Annotated in this window: 20 protein-coding genes; 8 read left to right on the top strand and 12 right to left on the bottom strand. The window is 42.7% G+C overall.

Translation table 11 applies throughout. The annotated features are described in order from the left end of the window. Nucleotides 1-57: 57 nt before the first annotated feature. On the top strand, nt 58-918 hold the full coding sequence (locus CH367_RS05155) for an endonuclease/exonuclease/phosphatase family protein (RefSeq protein WP_100761440.1): 861 nt from the start codon (nt 58-60) through the stop codon (nt 916-918). A 39-nt stretch (nt 919-957) separates the two neighbouring features. Here CH367_RS05155 and CH367_RS05150 read toward each other — a convergent pair whose 3' ends face one another. Further along, complete coding sequence (locus tag CH367_RS05150) at nt 958-1,542, bottom strand: TetR/AcrR family transcriptional regulator (RefSeq protein WP_100762052.1); 585 nt, start codon at nt 1,540-1,542, stop codon at nt 958-960. Between the two features lie 116 nt (nt 1,543-1,658). Between CH367_RS05150 and CH367_RS05145 the strand changes: the two genes are divergently transcribed. The 3 genes from CH367_RS05145 (at nt 1,659) to CH367_RS05135 (ending at nt 3,493) form a co-directional block, all read left to right on the top strand. Further along, nucleotides 1,659-2,471, top strand: a complete 813-nt coding sequence (locus CH367_RS05145) for an alpha/beta fold hydrolase (RefSeq protein WP_100761439.1) — start codon at nt 1,659-1,661, stop codon at nt 2,469-2,471. A 161-nt stretch (nt 2,472-2,632) separates the two neighbouring features. Further along, nucleotides 2,633-2,983 (top strand): DUF2200 domain-containing protein, encoded by a 351-nt coding sequence (locus CH367_RS05140; protein ID WP_100761438.1) that lies wholly within the window; start codon nt 2,633-2,635, stop codon nt 2,981-2,983. Between the two features lie 69 nt (nt 2,984-3,052). After that, the gene (locus tag CH367_RS05135; RefSeq protein ID WP_100761437.1) at nt 3,053-3,493 is read left to right on the top strand and encodes a VOC family protein; all 441 of its coding nucleotides are present in this window, start codon (nt 3,053-3,055) and stop codon (nt 3,491-3,493) included. Here CH367_RS05135 and CH367_RS05130 read toward each other — a convergent pair. Then, nucleotides 3,473-4,006 carry a MepB family protein gene (locus tag CH367_RS05130; protein ID WP_100761436.1) on the bottom strand — a complete coding sequence of 178 codons (534 nt, stop codon included), beginning with the start codon at nt 4,004-4,006 and terminating at the stop codon, nt 3,473-3,475. The two genes, CH367_RS05135 and CH367_RS05130, sit on opposite strands and share 21 nt — an antisense overlap. Nucleotides 4,007-4,191: 185 nt before the next feature. Further along, nucleotides 4,192-4,623 carry a MarR family winged helix-turn-helix transcriptional regulator gene (locus CH367_RS05125; RefSeq protein ID WP_100761435.1) on the bottom strand — a complete coding sequence of 144 codons (432 nt, stop codon included), beginning with the start codon at nt 4,621-4,623 and terminating at the stop codon, nt 4,192-4,194. Nucleotides 4,624-4,759: 136 nt separating this feature from the next. Between CH367_RS05125 and CH367_RS05120 the strand changes: the two genes are divergently transcribed. After that, on the top strand, nt 4,760-5,149 hold the full coding sequence (locus CH367_RS05120) for a DoxX family membrane protein (protein WP_100761434.1): 390 nt from the start codon (nt 4,760-4,762) through the stop codon (nt 5,147-5,149). A 101-nt stretch (nt 5,150-5,250) separates the two neighbouring features. Here CH367_RS05120 and CH367_RS05115 read toward each other — a convergent pair whose 3' ends face one another. The 8 genes from CH367_RS05115 to CH367_RS05080 all read right to left on the bottom strand — a co-directional run bounded on the left by CH367_RS05115 (nt 5,251) and on the right by CH367_RS05080 (nt 11,327). After that, nucleotides 5,251-5,775: a DUF1493 family protein gene (locus CH367_RS05115; RefSeq protein WP_100761433.1), complete on the bottom strand. Its 525-nt coding sequence runs from the start codon at nt 5,773-5,775 to the stop codon at nt 5,251-5,253. A gap of 28 nt (nt 5,776-5,803) precedes the next feature. Next, nucleotides 5,804-6,244, bottom strand: a complete 441-nt coding sequence (locus CH367_RS05110) for a MaoC family dehydratase (protein WP_100761432.1) — start codon at nt 6,242-6,244, stop codon at nt 5,804-5,806. Between the two features lie 258 nt (nt 6,245-6,502). Beyond that, a complete protein-coding gene (locus CH367_RS05105) occupies nt 6,503-8,239 on the bottom strand; it encodes an ArnT family glycosyltransferase (protein WP_100762051.1) in 1,737 nt (578 codons plus the stop codon). Nucleotides 8,240-8,250: 11 nt separating this feature from the next. Beyond that, a complete protein-coding gene (locus CH367_RS05100; protein WP_100761431.1) occupies nt 8,251-8,535 on the bottom strand; it encodes a Cys-rich protein in 285 nt (94 codons plus the stop codon). Between the two features lie 30 nt (nt 8,536-8,565). Continuing rightward, nucleotides 8,566-9,627, bottom strand: coding sequence for a dual-specificity RNA methyltransferase RlmN (gene rlmN / locus CH367_RS05095; protein ID WP_100761430.1), 1,062 nt, complete (start codon nt 9,625-9,627; stop codon nt 8,566-8,568). Between the two features lie 97 nt (nt 9,628-9,724). Continuing rightward, the gene (locus CH367_RS05090) at nt 9,725-10,108 is read right to left on the bottom strand and encodes a hypothetical protein (RefSeq protein WP_100762050.1); all 384 of its coding nucleotides are present in this window, start codon (nt 10,106-10,108) and stop codon (nt 9,725-9,727) included. Between the two features lie 121 nt (nt 10,109-10,229). Further along, a complete protein-coding gene (locus tag CH367_RS05085; RefSeq protein WP_100761429.1) occupies nt 10,230-10,988 on the bottom strand; it encodes an indole-3-glycerol-phosphate synthase in 759 nt (252 codons plus the stop codon). A gap of 6 nt (nt 10,989-10,994) precedes the next feature. Then, nucleotides 10,995-11,327, bottom strand: coding sequence for an STAS domain-containing protein (locus tag CH367_RS05080; protein WP_010575596.1), 333 nt, complete (start codon nt 11,325-11,327; stop codon nt 10,995-10,997). A gap of 79 nt (nt 11,328-11,406) precedes the next feature. Here CH367_RS05080 and murD point away from each other — a divergent pair, with 79 nt between their 5' ends. Further along, nucleotides 11,407-12,825 carry a UDP-N-acetylmuramoyl-L-alanine--D-glutamate ligase gene (gene murD / locus CH367_RS05075; protein ID WP_100761428.1) on the top strand — a complete coding sequence of 473 codons (1,419 nt, stop codon included), beginning with the start codon at nt 11,407-11,409 and terminating at the stop codon, nt 12,823-12,825. A gap of 70 nt (nt 12,826-12,895) precedes the next feature. On the opposite strand, the gene tnpA is transcribed toward murD, so the two are convergent. Next, entirely contained in the window at nt 12,896-14,554 is a 1,659-nt protein-coding gene (gene tnpA / locus CH367_RS05070; protein ID WP_100762049.1) for an IS66 family insertion sequence element accessory protein TnpA, read from the bottom strand. Nucleotides 14,555-14,673: 119 nt separating this feature from the next. Here tnpA and CH367_RS05065 point away from each other — a divergent pair, with 119 nt between their 5' ends. After that, the gene (locus tag CH367_RS05065; RefSeq protein ID WP_100761427.1) at nt 14,674-15,258 is read left to right on the top strand and encodes a Crp/Fnr family transcriptional regulator; all 585 of its coding nucleotides are present in this window, start codon (nt 14,674-14,676) and stop codon (nt 15,256-15,258) included. A 95-nt stretch (nt 15,259-15,353) separates the two neighbouring features. Next, a complete protein-coding gene (locus CH367_RS05060) occupies nt 15,354-16,685 on the top strand; it encodes a ferredoxin reductase family protein (RefSeq protein WP_100761426.1) in 1,332 nt (443 codons plus the stop codon). The last annotated feature ends 1 nt before the right edge of the window (nt 16,686 follow it).

Genomic DNA, 16,686 nt, shown 5'->3' with positions numbered 1-16,686 from the left:
AGATCGGAAAATATCGGATCTCTCGGAAAGTAAACTGTCTAAGGAGAATTTTTTACGATGCAAAAAAACAAGATCCGCTTCTTGCTAAGAATTCTTTTGTCGATTCTTCTTTTTTTTGCACTGCTCCTTAATCTTAAGTCGCTTAAGGCACAGGATTCTCGGGTGAGAATCGCAAGTTTTAACGCGATGTTTCTCTATGATGAGATCGGAGACGAGAAAAAATCTCCGAAAGGAAGAATTCCTAGAAAAGAATCCGACTTTGAAAAAATCAAAACACATCTTTCCAAGATCGATCCCGATATCATCGCGCTCCAAGAAGTGGAAAATGAAGAAGCGATCTGGAAAATTCTCCCCACATCTTTTTCTTGTTCGCTCACAAAGCAAGTCGCCGGATACGATCAAAGGGTCGGGATCTGCTGGAAAAACAAATTTCGTTTCGTGGACGTGGGGCACTACTCCGTTCTTTCCATAAAACCCGGCCTGAGAGGTGGAGTGATCGTAACTCTTACCGTCGGAAACAAAGACTATTCCTTTCTGAGCGTTCATCTGAAAGCAGGAAAATCGAAACGAGATCGGGATTTAAGAGACGCACAACTTTCCACGTTAAACGAAATCTTAAAGGAAAAAAAGAATTTCTTTTTGCTCGGCGACATGAACGTTCCGCTCGGCAAGGATTCCAAGTCTTGGAATATTTTATCCTCGGGGATTCGACTTTTGAATCCCGGGCGTTTTACAAAAGCAAGTTGTTGGCAACACAAGGATCTGATCGATTTGATTTTGACGGATGTCGGAATCGGAAACGCAAAACTCAAACAAGTTCCTTTTGCGGAAGACGACGGAAATTTCGACGGTGATCCCGCCGAGGAGAACGGTCTTTCGGATCATTGTCCGGTCGTGTTGGACGTGCCGTTGGAATAAAATCGAGTTTGGAAATCGGATCGATTCTTTACATAAAAATCACGAACCGAGTTCCACATTCTTTGCAAGCTCTTTGAACTTACGATCCATCGCTTCGATATGTTGTATATTTTTCGTAAGTTTCCACAACGTTACGTGTCCTTGATAGATCGCAAGCATATCCAAGGCGATATCCCTCGCCTTTAGATCCTTTCGAACGTTTCCGGTTTTTTGCAAACCCGAAACGAAATCGGAGAGTAGTTTTATCCAATCCTGACTGATCTCTTCCATCTTAGGCGTAAAAAGTTCGATATCGTCCTTGGAAAGCTGATATGCGAAACTAGCGAACGGACAACCGTGAAACTTATTTTCTTTGATGCTCTTCCTGATATACCAGACCCACTTATTCAAATATTCATGGATCGATTTTCTTTTATTTACCCAAAGATGAATTCGAGTAAACAAATCCTCTTTCATCATATCCAGATACGCCAACCCAAGCCCCGCTTTCGATCCGAAATGGTGGTATAAACTCGTCTTTGCTAAGTTGCATTTGGTAAGAATTTCCGCCAATCCGGTGTTGTTGTATCCGTTCGTATAAAACAAATCGGCGGTGATCGCCAATATATCTTCCTTTCCCGACATGATCCTCTCCCCTTCTCCGATTACAAAGGACGCATGGAATTTCAAAACGTTCTTGACTACGTACGTACCGTTCGGTACAAAATACAATCAATCCAAATCTCGGAAAAGAAGTTTTTATGAATCGGAATGAAAAAAAGAAAATCTTCGAAGAATTCGACATAGAATTAGGCGGTTCATCCATAAGAATCGCGAGGGCTGAAAACGAAAATGAGGATCGCCCTTCCATTATCTTTCTTCACGATTCCTTGGGGTGTATATCTCTCTGGAGAGATTTTCCTTTTTTATTAGCGGAAGCGAGTCACTGCAATCCAATCGTGTATGACAGAATCGGTTACGGAAAATCCGGCCCATTTACTACGAAAAAAAGAGATAACTCTTATTTGGAAAACGAAGCCGACATTTTATATCAACTCATACAAACGTTAAACCTCAAAAAAACGATTTTATTCGGACACAGCGACGGAGGCTCCATCGCCTTGATCGCGGCGGCAAAATATCCGCAATCGATCTCCGGGGTGATCACGGAAGGCGCACACGTTTTCGTCGAAGAGATCACATTGGATGGAATCAAAGAAGCCGTTGAATCGTATCGAACTACAAAATTAAAACAAGCTTTGGAGAAATATCATTCCGACAAAACCGACGACGTTTTCAAAGCATGGTCGGAAACATGGCTTTCGGATACATTCCGAAATTGGAATATTGAACATTTCTTACCTGCCATTCAATGTCCGGTCTTCGTGATTCAAGGGGAGAATGACGAGTATGGAACCGTTGGTCAAGTCGATTCGATCGTAAATCAAGTATCCGGAAAATCCTTTAAAAGAATGATCCCGAATGTAAAACACACTCCACACAAGGAAACGCCGAATCTCATTCTAGAGGAAACAAACGAATTCATAAAGAATTTATCCTTTGAATCGATGTGATCGATTTCAATCTTAGAAATGTTTCGTTAAAATAAAATTCCAACCTTCTCGATATCGCCGAAAAACAATTTACAGCGTATAACTTTCCGTTCTAAGATACCGCTTTACGATTATTTTACGACTCTTACTATAAGACGTTATAGGATAGAGGAAGATTGAAAATGAAAAACCAGAAAATTTTTACGATGTCCTTCGCCAGCGTTTATCCGCTCTACTTGCAGAAAGTGGAAAGAAAGGGCCGCACTCAATCCGAAGTCGATCAAATCATCTATTGGCTTACAGGTTACGATCAAAAATCCTTAAACAAAGTTTTGAAGGACAAGATCAACTTTGAGGAATTTTTCGACCAAGCGCCGCGCTTAAACGAAAACGTTTCCTTAATCAAAGGGATGATTTGCGGATATAGAGTCGAAGAAATGGAAGACGGACTTATGAAAAAGATCCGCTACTTAGACAAGTTAATCGATGAATTGGCAAAGGGAAAAACCATGGATAAGATATTAAGAAAATAATATATAAGAATTGTTTCATAAATCCGAACGTGTTCTCATAAATAAAAAAACAAAGGGAGGAGATAGGTCATGACGGTAAAACGAATGGATAACGTGGGCATTGTCGTAGAAGATCTTGAGGCTACGATCGCCTTGTTCGTCGAACTCGGTTTGGAGTTTGAAGGACAAATGAGAGTGGAAGGATCTTGGGCGGACCGCGTCGTAGGGTTAAAAGGTATGCAAGTGGACATAGCGATGTTGCGCACACCGGACGGACACAGCAGATTAGAATTGTCGAGATTCATAAAACCCGATGTCATCAAACCGGAACCAAAAAACGCGCCCGTAAACACTCTCGGATACAGTCGAGTTATGTTTGCCGTCGACGATATCGAAGACGTTCTCGCTCGTCTCCAATCTCATGGCGTCCAACTTGTCAATAAGGTGGAACGTTATGAGGATAGCTATCTACTTTGTTACATACGCTCCCCGGAAGGATTTATCATCGCGTTAGCGCAGGAACTTAAGTAAGGATTCCTTAAGACGCAGACGATCCTCCTGATTCACCTTTTGATGTTCGAAGAAATACCGTGATTGCCAAACTTGAGACGAAACGGCTTGTTTGCTGGAAGCCAATTCCCAGGGAGGATATATTCTAAATCCTCTCTTACCTTCTTTGTTTGAAGTGATAATTCCCTTCTCAACCAGAATATTCTTGTTAAAAACAAAGTGTCCGATTCGATCCGATTTTCGAACTTCGATGATTACAAGATCGACGTTATCTTTTTTGTGATAAGGCGTAGTGATCCCGTTCTTATTTCTTTTCCAAAGTGTAACGAACATTCCGATCTTCTTTGGAGTGATTTTCGCCAATCGAAAGAGAACCTGTTTCTTATCCAAAGTCAAGGAGGCGGCATTGTAATCTTCGCTTTCCGGTTCGATCCGATAATCTTTGATTTCTATATTACAGTTTTTAGAGAATAATAAATTTACTTCACTTAAAATCGCAGGAAGTTCTTTCGAGGTCGATATTTTTTTCTGCATGGACCGTCACACTGTTTGATTCTTGTAAATTGGGAATTAGAATTCGGCAACTTGGCGCGGATGAATACGGCTTTGGAAAGTTTGCGGTTCGAGCGCTTCAATCCTATTTGATTCGATCAAAATCATAATTCGAAATGAGATTTGATAGATTCATCCTGATAGGATTTCCCGAAATCTCAACCCACTCAACCGATATCCCCAAACACCATTCTAAAATCCTTAAGTATTCTCAAAAGAATCGATTGATCCTCTTTGGAAACCGCGCCTAAATACGTTTGAAAATGTTTCATCAAGGTTCGTGGAATGATTTTTTCCAAACCCTGCCCGTATTTTGTAAGCGTAACGACGGTTGCCCTCTTATCCACTTTGGATGGAGTCTTCGAAACCAAACGTTTACGTTGCATTCTCGCAACCGTACGAGATGCGGAAGGAGCGTCTTGAAGAGTCAATGAAATGATCTGAGCCTGGTTTAAGGATCCCTTCTCCCAAAGCGCCGCCAAAATCTGCCATTGTTCGGGTGTTAGATCATATTCCTTAAGCGCGTGCATCAATTCTCTGCGGAACAACAAAGCCACCCTATAGACGTTAAAACCGATCTGATCGTCCAAATTGAACATTTTTCAACTCAATGGGATCCGCAAATTTTGTCACGATTTATTTGTTCGGACAAATAAATGAGTTGACATTTTTCCAAAATCGGCTATTACGAATTTAGTTGTCTGGACAATCATTTTCAAACAGCAAGGAGCTTATATGAAACGAATGGATCAAATCATACGTTTGGCGTTTGCCTGCGTATTCATTTTGTTCGGATTGAGTAAATTTTACGCTTTTATGCCGGTTCCACCGATGATGCCGAAGGCCGCAAACTTTATAGGCGCACTCGTATCCTCGGGTTATTTATGGCAGTTGGTAGGACTCATCGAAATCACGGGCGGATCGATTTTATTATTCAATCGGACTTCGAACCTGGGTCTTATATTGTTAGGACCGATCATCGTAAATATCGTTACCTATTTACTTTTCTTACAGATAGAAATCGGCTTCCCGCCGATCGCAATGACCGTGTTTCTTTTATGCGGATTTACTTTTTTGGTTTATAGACGCAGGGAAGAATGGTCCAAACTTCTTTTGCATGAGTGATGTGTTTTTGACGATGCTCATATGCAAACCAAACACAAGATTTCAATCGGGTTCTTGTTTACACAAAGCCCGATCGTTTTTTTGAGAGCGTTTGAATCAGTTTAAACTTTCCTTTTGTATCTTCTTTGAAAACGAAATTGAAACTCTTTTTGCCAAGCATAAAGCTCTTGTTCGATCGAAAGATGTTCAAAATTAGAATTCTTCCATTTGCCAAAATAACCGGCGGCGATCAGCGCTCCAACGGGAAAGGGTTTTTTATTTTTACGAAAGAATCGAATCTTCCAACGATCCGATGCATCCAAACCGAACCATTTGAGCAATTTTTTTGCGGATAAGAATAGAAGTGTAAAAGGTAAAAAGAGGATAAAAGATAAGGATTGAAACGGCAAGGCTCCTTCCGAATAAAAATACGTTCCGAAATTCAGAGCGGACCAATCGATAGATACGTATTTTTGAATGTCGTTTAACAAATCGTCTACGTCATCTCCCTCAAGGCCCAAATCGTAATTCAAAGAAGTATCCAAACGAATGACTTCGATCGATTCAGCCCGATTTCTTACGATACACAAAAGAATTCTTTTGGAAATTTTGAGTAGTCTTTCTTTTTCGGTCTCGTTTAAATCCATGAGTCTCGCCGATTCAGAAAATCGAAAGTTATCCGTTCTCCCGTTTCAAAAACAACATCTTTCCTTTAAACGTCATCACAACTTCGTCCTTTTGATTGATCAGCTCGTTCTTTCCCATCACAAGACCGAGGTTGGCTCGAAATTTATTTTTTTCTAATATAATAAATCTCCCTCGAAGAGTATCCCCCGCAAAGACGGGACGTTTCCACTTCAATTCTTCGAGACCCGGCGAACCCATTCCGTGCGCCTGATTCATCAGATGATCAACGAATAATTTCATATAAACCGCGGTACTCTGCCATCCGGAAGCGATCAATTCTCCGTAAATGGAATGTTTCGCTTTTTCTTCGTCGATACGAAACGGTTGAGGGTCGTATTTCAACGCGAATTCCAACATTTCCTCTTTCGACAAAGTATAACTTCCCAATTCGAAAACCTCGCCGACCTGCAAATCATCAAAGTATTTCATGAAGAAGGATGATACAATGCGGCTTTAAATTCGGAACTCAAAAATTGAATTTTACGGAAGGAAAAAATTCTCAGGAAAAAAAACGGAAACGACTTTAAGAATCTGAAAGACGGGAAAATATAAAATTCTTCCCGGAATGCGGAAGGAAAAGCAGTCCCCGGTTTAACCCAGGGACCAAAACCAAACCAGGCTCACAATTTAGCCTAATTCATTTTTCGGGTGAAACGTAAAATTCCCCTCGTCTTTTTTTCAAAACTCTCATTTTTTCTGAGAATTTTTTAAGGTAGCCTTCATCAAAATCACCTTGCCGACGATCTGATCCCTCTGCGATTTCAGAAAGAATTTTCCTTCCGGAGTCGCGACCTTGTAGGACGGAAATTCCTGAACGGTTTCGAACTTAAGATCGTTTCCGAAAAACTCGTCCATCTTCGGAAGCCATTTGTCTTGAACGATCAGATAACGTTGTCCGTCCTTTTGCACGGCATCGGTCAGAATCGCGGGATCAAAGAGTGTTCTCGAAATTCTTTGAGAATAATAAGCATACGATCTTTTGGAAGCGGGAACTCCGAACAAAAATAACTTTTCCTTACCCGCTTCGTGTTCGCGAACGAACGTTCCGATTTGTTTGGAAGGTTGATACGAGGTCAACATCGGATACAAATACAAACTTACGATCGAGAAGAACAAAGAAACGGGAAAGATCCAGACTGCGAGCAACCTTCCCTCTTTGCCGGATTGAAAGAAAACCCAAAGAAAAATTCCAAGATAAACCAAGGGAAGAATCACGTAACTCCAACCTACGGAAACGCTGATCGAAGGAAGAATAAAGATCGTCGCCAAAAAAGCGCCCGCAGTGATCAGAAGCAGGGTTTGACCGATCTTGTCATACGCATTTCCGTTCTTACGATCGTTGATGGAAAGAAGAATGGATTCCAAAACACCGGAGCCGACCACGGCCGCCGCGGGAAGACACCAATAGATATATTGCGGCAATTGATATCTGGAAAAACTGATCAGAAACAAAAAGAGAAACAGCCAAAAACCGGGAACAAAATCGGAATTCTTATATTCGTTGTTTAGAATATTCTTAAATAGTCCTTTTACCTTCCCTTCCTTAAAAAAGAGTCGAACACGATCGATCACAAAACCCGCAAACGGAAGGATAAAAACTCCGAACGCCCAGGAGAAATTGGAGTAGAAAAACAAAGGATTGAATTTCTGATTATACATCTTAACGTAAAAACGACCGAAGGACTGAATCCACAAAAAGAAGTAAGGACCGTATGTTTGAAACTCGAGATACAACGGAATCGACCACAAAACCGGAGGAAGAATCGCGAGCAACGCGCCCGGAAACAATTTCATTTCGAGGAGCCGTTTCCAATCCCTTCTAAAAAGAATATCTCCTCCGATCGAGAGCCCCGGAATCACCATCGCGATCGGACCCTTCGTGATAAAACCGAGACCCATCGCAAAATACATTAGATAATAATAATTCTTATTCTTCTTAAAACCCAAATAGTAAAAGGTATGAACCAGAATGAGATATGGCGTGAGATAAACGTCTATCTTCGGATCGACGACCATCGAATAAAGCCCCGGAGAAAGCGCGTATAAAAACGTCGCGATCCAGGCGCGCAGACGACTTTCCGAATAGAGCTCCGTAAGTTTGAACATTCCCCAGAGAGAAAGAAAGGTGAACAAAAGAGCGGGAAGACGAAACGCGAAGTTCTGATAACCGAATACGAGAAAGGAAAGAGAAATTTTCCAGAAGGTAAGAATCGGTTTATCCAAATATCTTCTACCGTTGTCTCGAATAAAAAACGGATTCCCGCCCTCCACCATCTCTCTGGAAATCTCCGCGTATTGGGAAGAATCGATATCGATCACATCCAAAGGAAGCGTAAAGATCAAGGGAAGAATCGAAACGATCAGAAGAACGAAAAGGACCTTGATTGAAATCGGTTGTTTGTTATCTACGGAAATCTGATTCATAAAAGCTCCTTTCAATCCATGAACCCGGATTCCATCACACAAGTATTAAAACCTTTGCATGTGGTTTCGGATTCGAAACAGGGAAGAACAAAACTTTGCTCGCGGATACAACCGCTTTCGCAATCGATCATCGCTTGGCTTTTTTCAGCGTCGGTCACCTTCACGTCCTTAAACGTGGTCACGGCGCACTGAACGAAAAACTTACAAGCGGAACTGCATTTTTGCTGAACGTATTCCTGACAGGAAACGAAAGATGAAAGGCATAAAAAAAGAATAATAGTTCTTTTTAGATTCATTGCCCCATTTTTCAGAAACGAAAGCTGAGGTCAACTTTTTGAGGCGAGCATTCCGCAAGCCCCGAAGATATCTTTTCCGGGAGATCTTCGATTGAGAATCGGAACTCCGGCCGGCTCCAAAAGAGCGATAAACTCCATCACCTCTTCTCGGGTCGGTCTTCTCCATCCGAAAAATTCGGTGTTGAGAGGAATCACGTTGATCTTGCAGTCGAGAGACCTTGCGATCTTTACGAGTTTGTTCGCGTTCTCGACGCCCATGTTCACGCCGGGAATCATCACGTATTCGAACGTAATTCTTCTTTTTAATTCTCTCGTAAAATCCTTTGCGGCTTGTAAAAGTTCGGGAAGAGAAAACTTCTCTTCGATGTCCATGATCTCCAATCTTCCGCTCGGATCTGGATGATTTAAAGAAATCGCGAAGTTATACGGTTCCTTGTTTTCTATAAAACGTCTGATTCCGTTGACGACGCCCGAAGTGGAGATCGTGATCCGTTTCGCGCCGAGATTGAGAGCGTCCGGATCGTGAAGAATGGAAGCCGCGCGGATCACGTTGAAATAATTGTGGAACGGTTCGCCCATTCCCATAAAAACCACGTTAGTCGCCTTGTCCTTTACGATTTTTTCGACCTGAAGGATCTGATCCACGATCTCGTGCGCCTTTAGATTTCCTTGAAACTCTAATTTAGCTGTGGCGCAAAATTTACAATTGAGAGTACAACCGACCTGCGAAGAGATGCAGATCGTTTTTCTTCCTCCGTCCCCGGAAGGAATCCAAACGGCTTCGAATTCTTTTCCGTTGCCGAGTTCGGATGTGAACGTGAACTTCTGAGTTCCGTCCACGGATTTAAGATGTTTCGCAACTTGAAGTTGTGTTAAAGAACAAAGGTCTTCCAGTTTTTCCTTAAGCGCTTTGGAAAATGTGGAGAATTGATCCCAAGATTCGTAGCGGTTTACGTATAAACCGTGATAGATTTGTTTTGCGCGGAACGGTTTTTCACCGAGAGAAACCATAATTTCCGAAAGTTCTTTTAGGGTTCTTCCCTTGAGCGGAATCTTACCGGTTTGAACTTCTCCGAGCGTGTCTTGAGTCATGAGGAAAGCCTTCTTTGTCGATTTTTTTTCAACCCACTTGAGTGCATACTCTTTTCAAGAGGCTCGTTTTCGGATTCTTATGTTCCAAGATGCTCGATCAACGTGAGGACCTATAAAATAGATACGGCGCAAGTCCGATCCAAATCAAAAGAAGAGGCCAACATTCCCCTTTCCAAAGAGAATGAACTTCCCAAAAAGTTTCGAGGGAACCTTGACCCCGGAATACGATCATCGTAAACTCGAACGTTTCGGTTAACAAAATCCATATTAAACCGACTTGAATCGCCTGTTTTCTATTTTCAAAAGGTTTAAACTTTGCGATCGCCCAAATCGGAATCGAAAGAAAAATCATTCCCGTAAAAACGGAAATTTGATGGGATAAGAATTCTCCCGTCGCGTTTTTATAAACAAGTTCCCGCACCGCCGCGTTGATAAACGCGAAAACCAAAAGCAGAAACCAACTCAAAGTATATACGATCATCGTTTTTCCCCGATTGTACGTATCGGATTTTCTTCGGTTTGTAAAGTACGGATTCGAAAGGAAGAATCCCTTAAGACACAAAAAGATTCTTTAAAAGAACGGATAAGAATATTTTAAAACTTTAAAATAGATCCAGCCAGGCTTTGCGGATATCCGGCTTTTCCATAAAATAGGTTCCGATCAAAGCGGCGTCGACCAACTTGCGGAACGTGTCTAGATCGGAACGGTTTTTCACACCCGATTCTCCCACCTTAACGATGTTAGGAGGTAAAAATGCGGATACTTCTTCCACGAGATTCTTATGAATCTGAAACGTGTCCAAGTCTCTCGTGTTGATTCCGATGATCTCCGCCCCGCAATCGAGCGCGAGTTTCGCTTCGTCCGCGGTATGAACTTCCACAAGAGAATCCATTCCAAACGAGGATGCCGTTTTCAAAAAAGTTTTGATCTGTTCGGGAGTTAGAATTCTCACGATCAAAAGAATCGCGGACGCTCCATAGGCTCTCGCTTCTCGGATCTGAATCTCGTCCAAGATAAAATCCTTTCTCAAAACGGGAATCTTCAACTCGGAAGAAACGTTTTTCAAATCCTCCAAAGAACCGCCGAAATAATCCCGATCGGTTAAAACCGAAACCGCGGAAGCTCCCGAAGTCTCGTATGTTTTTGCGATTTGAACAGGATCGTAGTCCGTGCGAATTTCACCGGCGGATGGACTCTTACGTTTGCATTCCGCGATAATGGAGAAGGTTCTGCTTCTTAAAGAATCGCGAAGACCGAGTCCGCGATACGGAGCCGGATCACAATCTTGGATCGTTTTGATTTCGTTTTGTTTTGTGGAAATGATTTCCCGGAGAACCCGGTGGAGTTGAGCTGAAGACATCGAGGCTTAGAAGGATTTCAAAGCCTCGTCTTCGGTTTCACGGATATCAAAAAGAGAAGTGAGTTCGATTACGTCGAAGATCCGTTTAACCGCAGGTTTGATATTACTGATTTTTAATGCACCCTCTTTGGAGTTTAACTTTCTAAGGGTGGAGATACAAGCTCTGAAACCGGACGAGGACATATAATCCACTTCCTGCATATTCAGAATTACTTTTTTATGACCTTGATTGTCGATCAGATCATTCAGATTTTCCTCAACCTCATTGGCGATGGAAACATCCAAACGTCCTTTGAGATATACAATCAAAACACCGTCGCGTACTTTGTGATCGAGCAAGGGAATATCCTTAGTTTTTTGCTACTGACAACTATCGGGGGTGAAAATAACCTGTCAATCACTGTTCACCGGTCCAAAAATGAAATTTCCAGAGTCCCTGAAAGGCCTGAAGACTCTCGTTCTCGGAGGAGGAATCTCCGGCAACTCCGCTTTAAATCTTTTGATCACCGAAGAAGCGAAACCGATTCTTTGCGATCGCAATCGACCCGAATCCATACAAGTTCCTTTTCTTCCGGATGACATAGATCCGAACACACTTCCGGACATTTCTCTGATCATCAAATCGCCGGGAATCCTACCGACTCATCCGATTCTTTCTTATGCGATCGAAAAAAAAATTCCCGTGTTCTCGGAAATCGATCTTGGAAAAAAGTTTTTTCAGGGGAGAATCATCGGCGTCACCGGCACGGACGGAAAGTCCACGACCACTTCCCTAACGGCGCATCTCCTTCGGAAAGATTTTTCCGATCTTCAAGAAGGCGGTAATCTAGGAATCCCGTTTACTTCGTTTAGCAAAAATCGGATTTCGCTCGCGGTTCTCGAACTTTCCAGTTATCAACTCGACGATTCTTCCTTGTTGAATCTTGACGTTTCCGTTTTTTTAAATCTCGCGCCGGATCATCTGGAAAGACACAAGACGATGGAGAATTATTTCCAAGCCAAGTTGAAGATCGCCGATCTTTCCAATCCGCGACATACCTTGGTCGTTTCCGAAAAGATTCGGGAGAAAATCGAAGGTTCGGTTTCGTTTCAATGCAAGTTGAAAAGTTTCGGAAGAACATCCTCTTCGGATGCGTTTCTGGATGAGAATTCTCTTACGATCAAAACGTCTTTGTTTACCTATGACATTTCCAAGTTTCATCTTCCGGGCACACACAACCGGGAGAATCTCGCGGCTTCCATTCTCGCGGCGGAAGCAATCGGTGGAAAACCGGAATCGATCCAGGCTCAGATTCCGTTGTTTCAAGGACTTCCTCATCGGTTTCAGATCGCGGGTGAAAAACACGGATTGTCGTTTATCAACGATTCGAAATCGACGAACCTTCATAGTATGCTCGCCGGTATGGCGACATGGAAGAATCTTCCACAAACCTGTCTCATTCTCGGAGGAAGGCCGAAACAGGAAGATCCGAAACCGCTTTATGATTTTCTAATTCGGGGAATCGGCTCGGTGGTTTTAATCGGGGAAGCAAGATCCGTTTGGGAAGAAGGAATCCGCAGTGTGATCGGAGACAAGTTATTTTCGGTCGAAAATCTGAACGATGCTTTTGGAATATTCAATCATGGGAATGTGATTTCCGGGGTTGCGAGTTCCGCGGACAAAGCGGATGTTTCGACCGAAAACGTCTCTAAAAAGATCCGATTGTCCAACGGCGCGGAAGTGAGTTCGGTGGTTTTTTCCCCCGCTTGCGCGAGTTTCGATCAATACAAGAACTTCGAAGAACGAGGAAATCATTTTCTTTCTTTGGTGAAAGATTTTTTAAACCGAATCGATTGATGGAGGTGATCAAAAAATTTTTTGAATCTGCATCCAATTTTTTTTGAACCAACGCGAGATCAAAACGCGTCTATCGAAACGTTTTCCTTCTCCAATGAGCAAAAGCCTTTTTACTCAGATTTTCTCGGGCGCAAAATTCCTTATCGCTCAACCCGCTTTTTTCCCATTCTTTCAAAAAGGATTCCCATCGTATCTGAGAGGGTTTTGCGGTTTTTTTCAGAATCGTTTCCACGATCTCCGATTTGTTTCCCATTTTTTTGGATTTGCGCGCGTACAAGGATGCGGACTTTTCATCTCCGAGTTTCCAAAACATTTCGGCCCGATTGGCGGGATAAATCGATTCTTTCGGATCGGATTCTTCCGCGAGTCGAAACGACTCGATCGCTTCCGAAAACTTTCCAATTTCGTCTAACGCACATCCGATACAATTGTGAAGTTTTCCGATTCCCGAAGAATCCGCGCGATTGACCTTGGATAGATTTTCAGTGGCTCGTTTCCATCCCTCTTCCACGGAACCGGAACGGATCCAAACGAGTCTGGCGTCCAAAAAGAGGGCCTCTCCGTTTTCCGGATACTCTCCGAGGACGGACGCAAGACATTCCTCCGTTTTTGAATATTCTTTTTTTCTTAAGTGCTCCCAACCTTTTGAAATTCGATCCGAGACCCTTCTGTGACGAACCTCGTGTATCTCCGATTCCGAATAGGATTCAGGAGCCGATAACATCCGATCCTCCACCGCAACGATCAAATCGTCCAGGGAAAGCATCGCGGTTTTGTTTCCTTTCAAACGGGCCGCAAGTCGATCGTTTACCACGGTGAGGGCCCAACGTTTGGCTACGTAAAGACATCTTAAAACCGCAAACGTATGTTTTAAGTCCTGAGCGAGCTCCAAAAGCGGTTTCATTTCTTGGGGAGAATGAATCAAATACGAAGAAACCAAACTCGCTCCGCCGGAGTATTCGGGTTGTTTGTCTTCTTTATTCAAGAGTTCGCGGAAGAGAAGAAGATTCTTTTTCGGAGAAGCCCAACCCCAAATCTCGGCCCCTTCTCTCTCGTGATAAAATCGATTCTTGGGATAGTATTCTAAGATTCGAATGCACTTTTCTTTCCAAGAATTCTCCTCAGCCGGTTCGTTTTTTCCCAAACGATGATACGCGTTTGCCAATGCGAAATAGGCGTCCGTCAATGAAGCGAGATTCGGATGTTTTAGAATTGAAGTTTCGTATCGTTTGAGAAGTTTTAAGATTTCATCGTCGAAAGCGGCTTTGATCTGATCCTTCAATCGATACGGTATAAAATCGAACGCACCCGGATATGTATTCGGTCGATGCACCGTCCTTTTTTGGAATGTCCGTTTTCCTTCCCTGGAAGAACTCCATTGACTTTCGATAAACGGAAGAAGATCCGTTTTCATAGTCGTCCAGGTTTGACCCGGGAATATATGAAGCTCTTCATGACTTGCGTCCCAAGCTCCGTATGATTTTAAACGGGGAAGCCATACGAGCGCTTCGTGATATTCTCCATAGGCTTCCGTATTCGAAACCAAACCCAACGCGTGTGTATAATATTGTCCTTCTTCTTTGGAATGGAAGGGTCCTATGTGAACCGAAGTGAGTTTGAATTCGCGAGAAGACGCGAGATCGAACCATCCTTGAGAACTCGATATAAGCCTGCGCCCTTCGCTCAAGTCCCGGGTCAGATCCTCGGGAATATCATAATTCTCTTTCATACGAATCTCCTTCCATAAAAGATAGTATATCCTGAAAACGAGTCGATCTCTTGGCTTCCGATAATTTGAATATTTTTGTCCGAAGCGGGAAGTTCGATCCATACAAGAAGGTTTTAAAAATGTTCGAACGATTTAGAAATCTACTTCCGATTGAAGACCATAAATGGAACGAATATGTAAGTTGTTTCAAACGTCTTGAGGTTCCCGCAAAGACGGTGCTCTTAAACGAAGGCGCCATTTCGAAAAAGTTATTCTTCATTGAAAAGGGATGTGTTCGCGTATGGTTGAACAACAACGGAAAAAATCTTACGTTTCAGTTTTTATTCGAAAACCAGACTGTCGCATCCATCGAAAGTTTTCGTAAAGCGATTCCAAGTCCCGTTACGATTGAAACGATAGAACCGAGTATTCTGTGGTACATTCAAAAAAAAGACGCGGACAGAATCATCGCAGAGGTGACCGAGATCGCATCGATTCGGGAGAAATTCATAGAGGCGATCTTCGAGCGCACGTTCAATTACATGAGACATTCTTTATCGTTCATAAAAGACACACCTCAGCAACGTTATGTCAACTTGATCCGAGAAAGACCCCAGATCGTAGAACGAGTTTCTCAACATTATATCGCATCTTATTTGGGAATCAGCAAGGTTCATCTCAGTAGAATCAAGAGCAAACTTGCAAAAGAAAACGACTCAGCTTAAGTTTGTTAACATTTGTTATCGATTTTCAAAACTTTATCAACGGGCGCGTCCTTGAATGATTGACAACGAAGAAAGTCATAACGACAAAGAAGGCGATGAAAACCAAAAAATGGATCTTCGCTTTTATACTCGTAGGATGTTCGATCTTTGCCCTTTCACCCGGCCCGATTCATCTGATTCAAAATCCTTCCTGGTTAGAACTGCGCGAACAACTCGTTTATCTTACGGGAATCTGCTCGATGTCTCTTATGGTTCTGTCCATGATTCTTTCCATACGTTTGGAAAGAATCAACCGTATCCTCGGAGGATTGGATAAGGCTTACGTCGTACATAGATCCGCGGGAATTTTCGCTTCGGTATTCGTTGTTCTTCATTGGCTCACGGAAGAAGTTCCTCATTGGCTCGTCGAACTTAAAATCATTCCAAATCCGGGAGAATTAGGGGACGAAAGCAAATTTTCCGAATTGCAAATCACTCTTTTTCAAGCCGGAACCGCAATCGCAGAGATTGTATTTTATATTTTTATAATATTAATCGTAACCGCGCTCTTCCGTAGAATTCCGTATCGATTCTTCCGCGTAACACACAAACTATTTCCGGGAATTTTTCTTTTACTTGCGTTTCACGCGGCCACCGCGCAGATCAAAGAAGACTGGATGTCCAGTCCGGCGGGATATTTATTGTGCGCTCTTTTAGCGGTGGGAAGTATTTCCGCTCTCGTCGGATTGTTTCAACAAATCGGTAAATCACGCAGAATCAAAACTTCGGTCAAAGATATCCAACATCATAAAAGTGGAATATTCGATATTCACTTAGAAACAGTGGACAAACCTTGGACCCACCGTGCGGGCCAATACGCCTTTTTACGATTTGGAGACGATAAAGAACCGCATCCGTTCACGATCGCATCTTCTTCGGAGAAGAACCCGAACGAATTGCGTTTTGTCATCAAGGGCCTAGGCGACTTTACAAAAGAATTAAACAATCGTATACGAGTCGGACAACCCATCGACGTAGAAGGCCCTTATGGAGAATTCACGTTTGAAGACGATTGTGAACGGCAAGTTTGGATTGCGGGAGGAATCGGAATTACGCCTTTTCTTGCGCGTTTGGAATTATTGTCGAACCTCGGCGGCGCAAAAAAACAAATCGACTTTTGGTATTGCACGCGCGGCGAATTGGAGAATCAATTCCCTTCTTCCTTACAAAATTTGTGCAAGAAAAACGGAATCGACTTTTATCATTTAAACTCAAATCAAAAAGAATATCTAACGGTTGCAAAGCTCCATGCCGCAATCGGTGATTTTGAGAACGTAAGCATTTGGTTTTGTGGTCCTGAGAAATTCGCGACCGATCTTCGGAAAAATCTGAAGTCAAGAAAATTCAACGATGCTCGGTTTCATTACGATAACTTCAGTATGCGTTAGG

This window comes from Leptospira barantonii (genome assembly GCF_002811925.1).
In the GTDB taxonomy this organism is placed as follows: domain Bacteria; phylum Spirochaetota; class Leptospiria; order Leptospirales; family Leptospiraceae; genus Leptospira; species Leptospira barantonii.
Note: the sequence above shows the minus strand (reverse complement) of the source record. Positions and strands in the feature narration are given on the sequence as shown.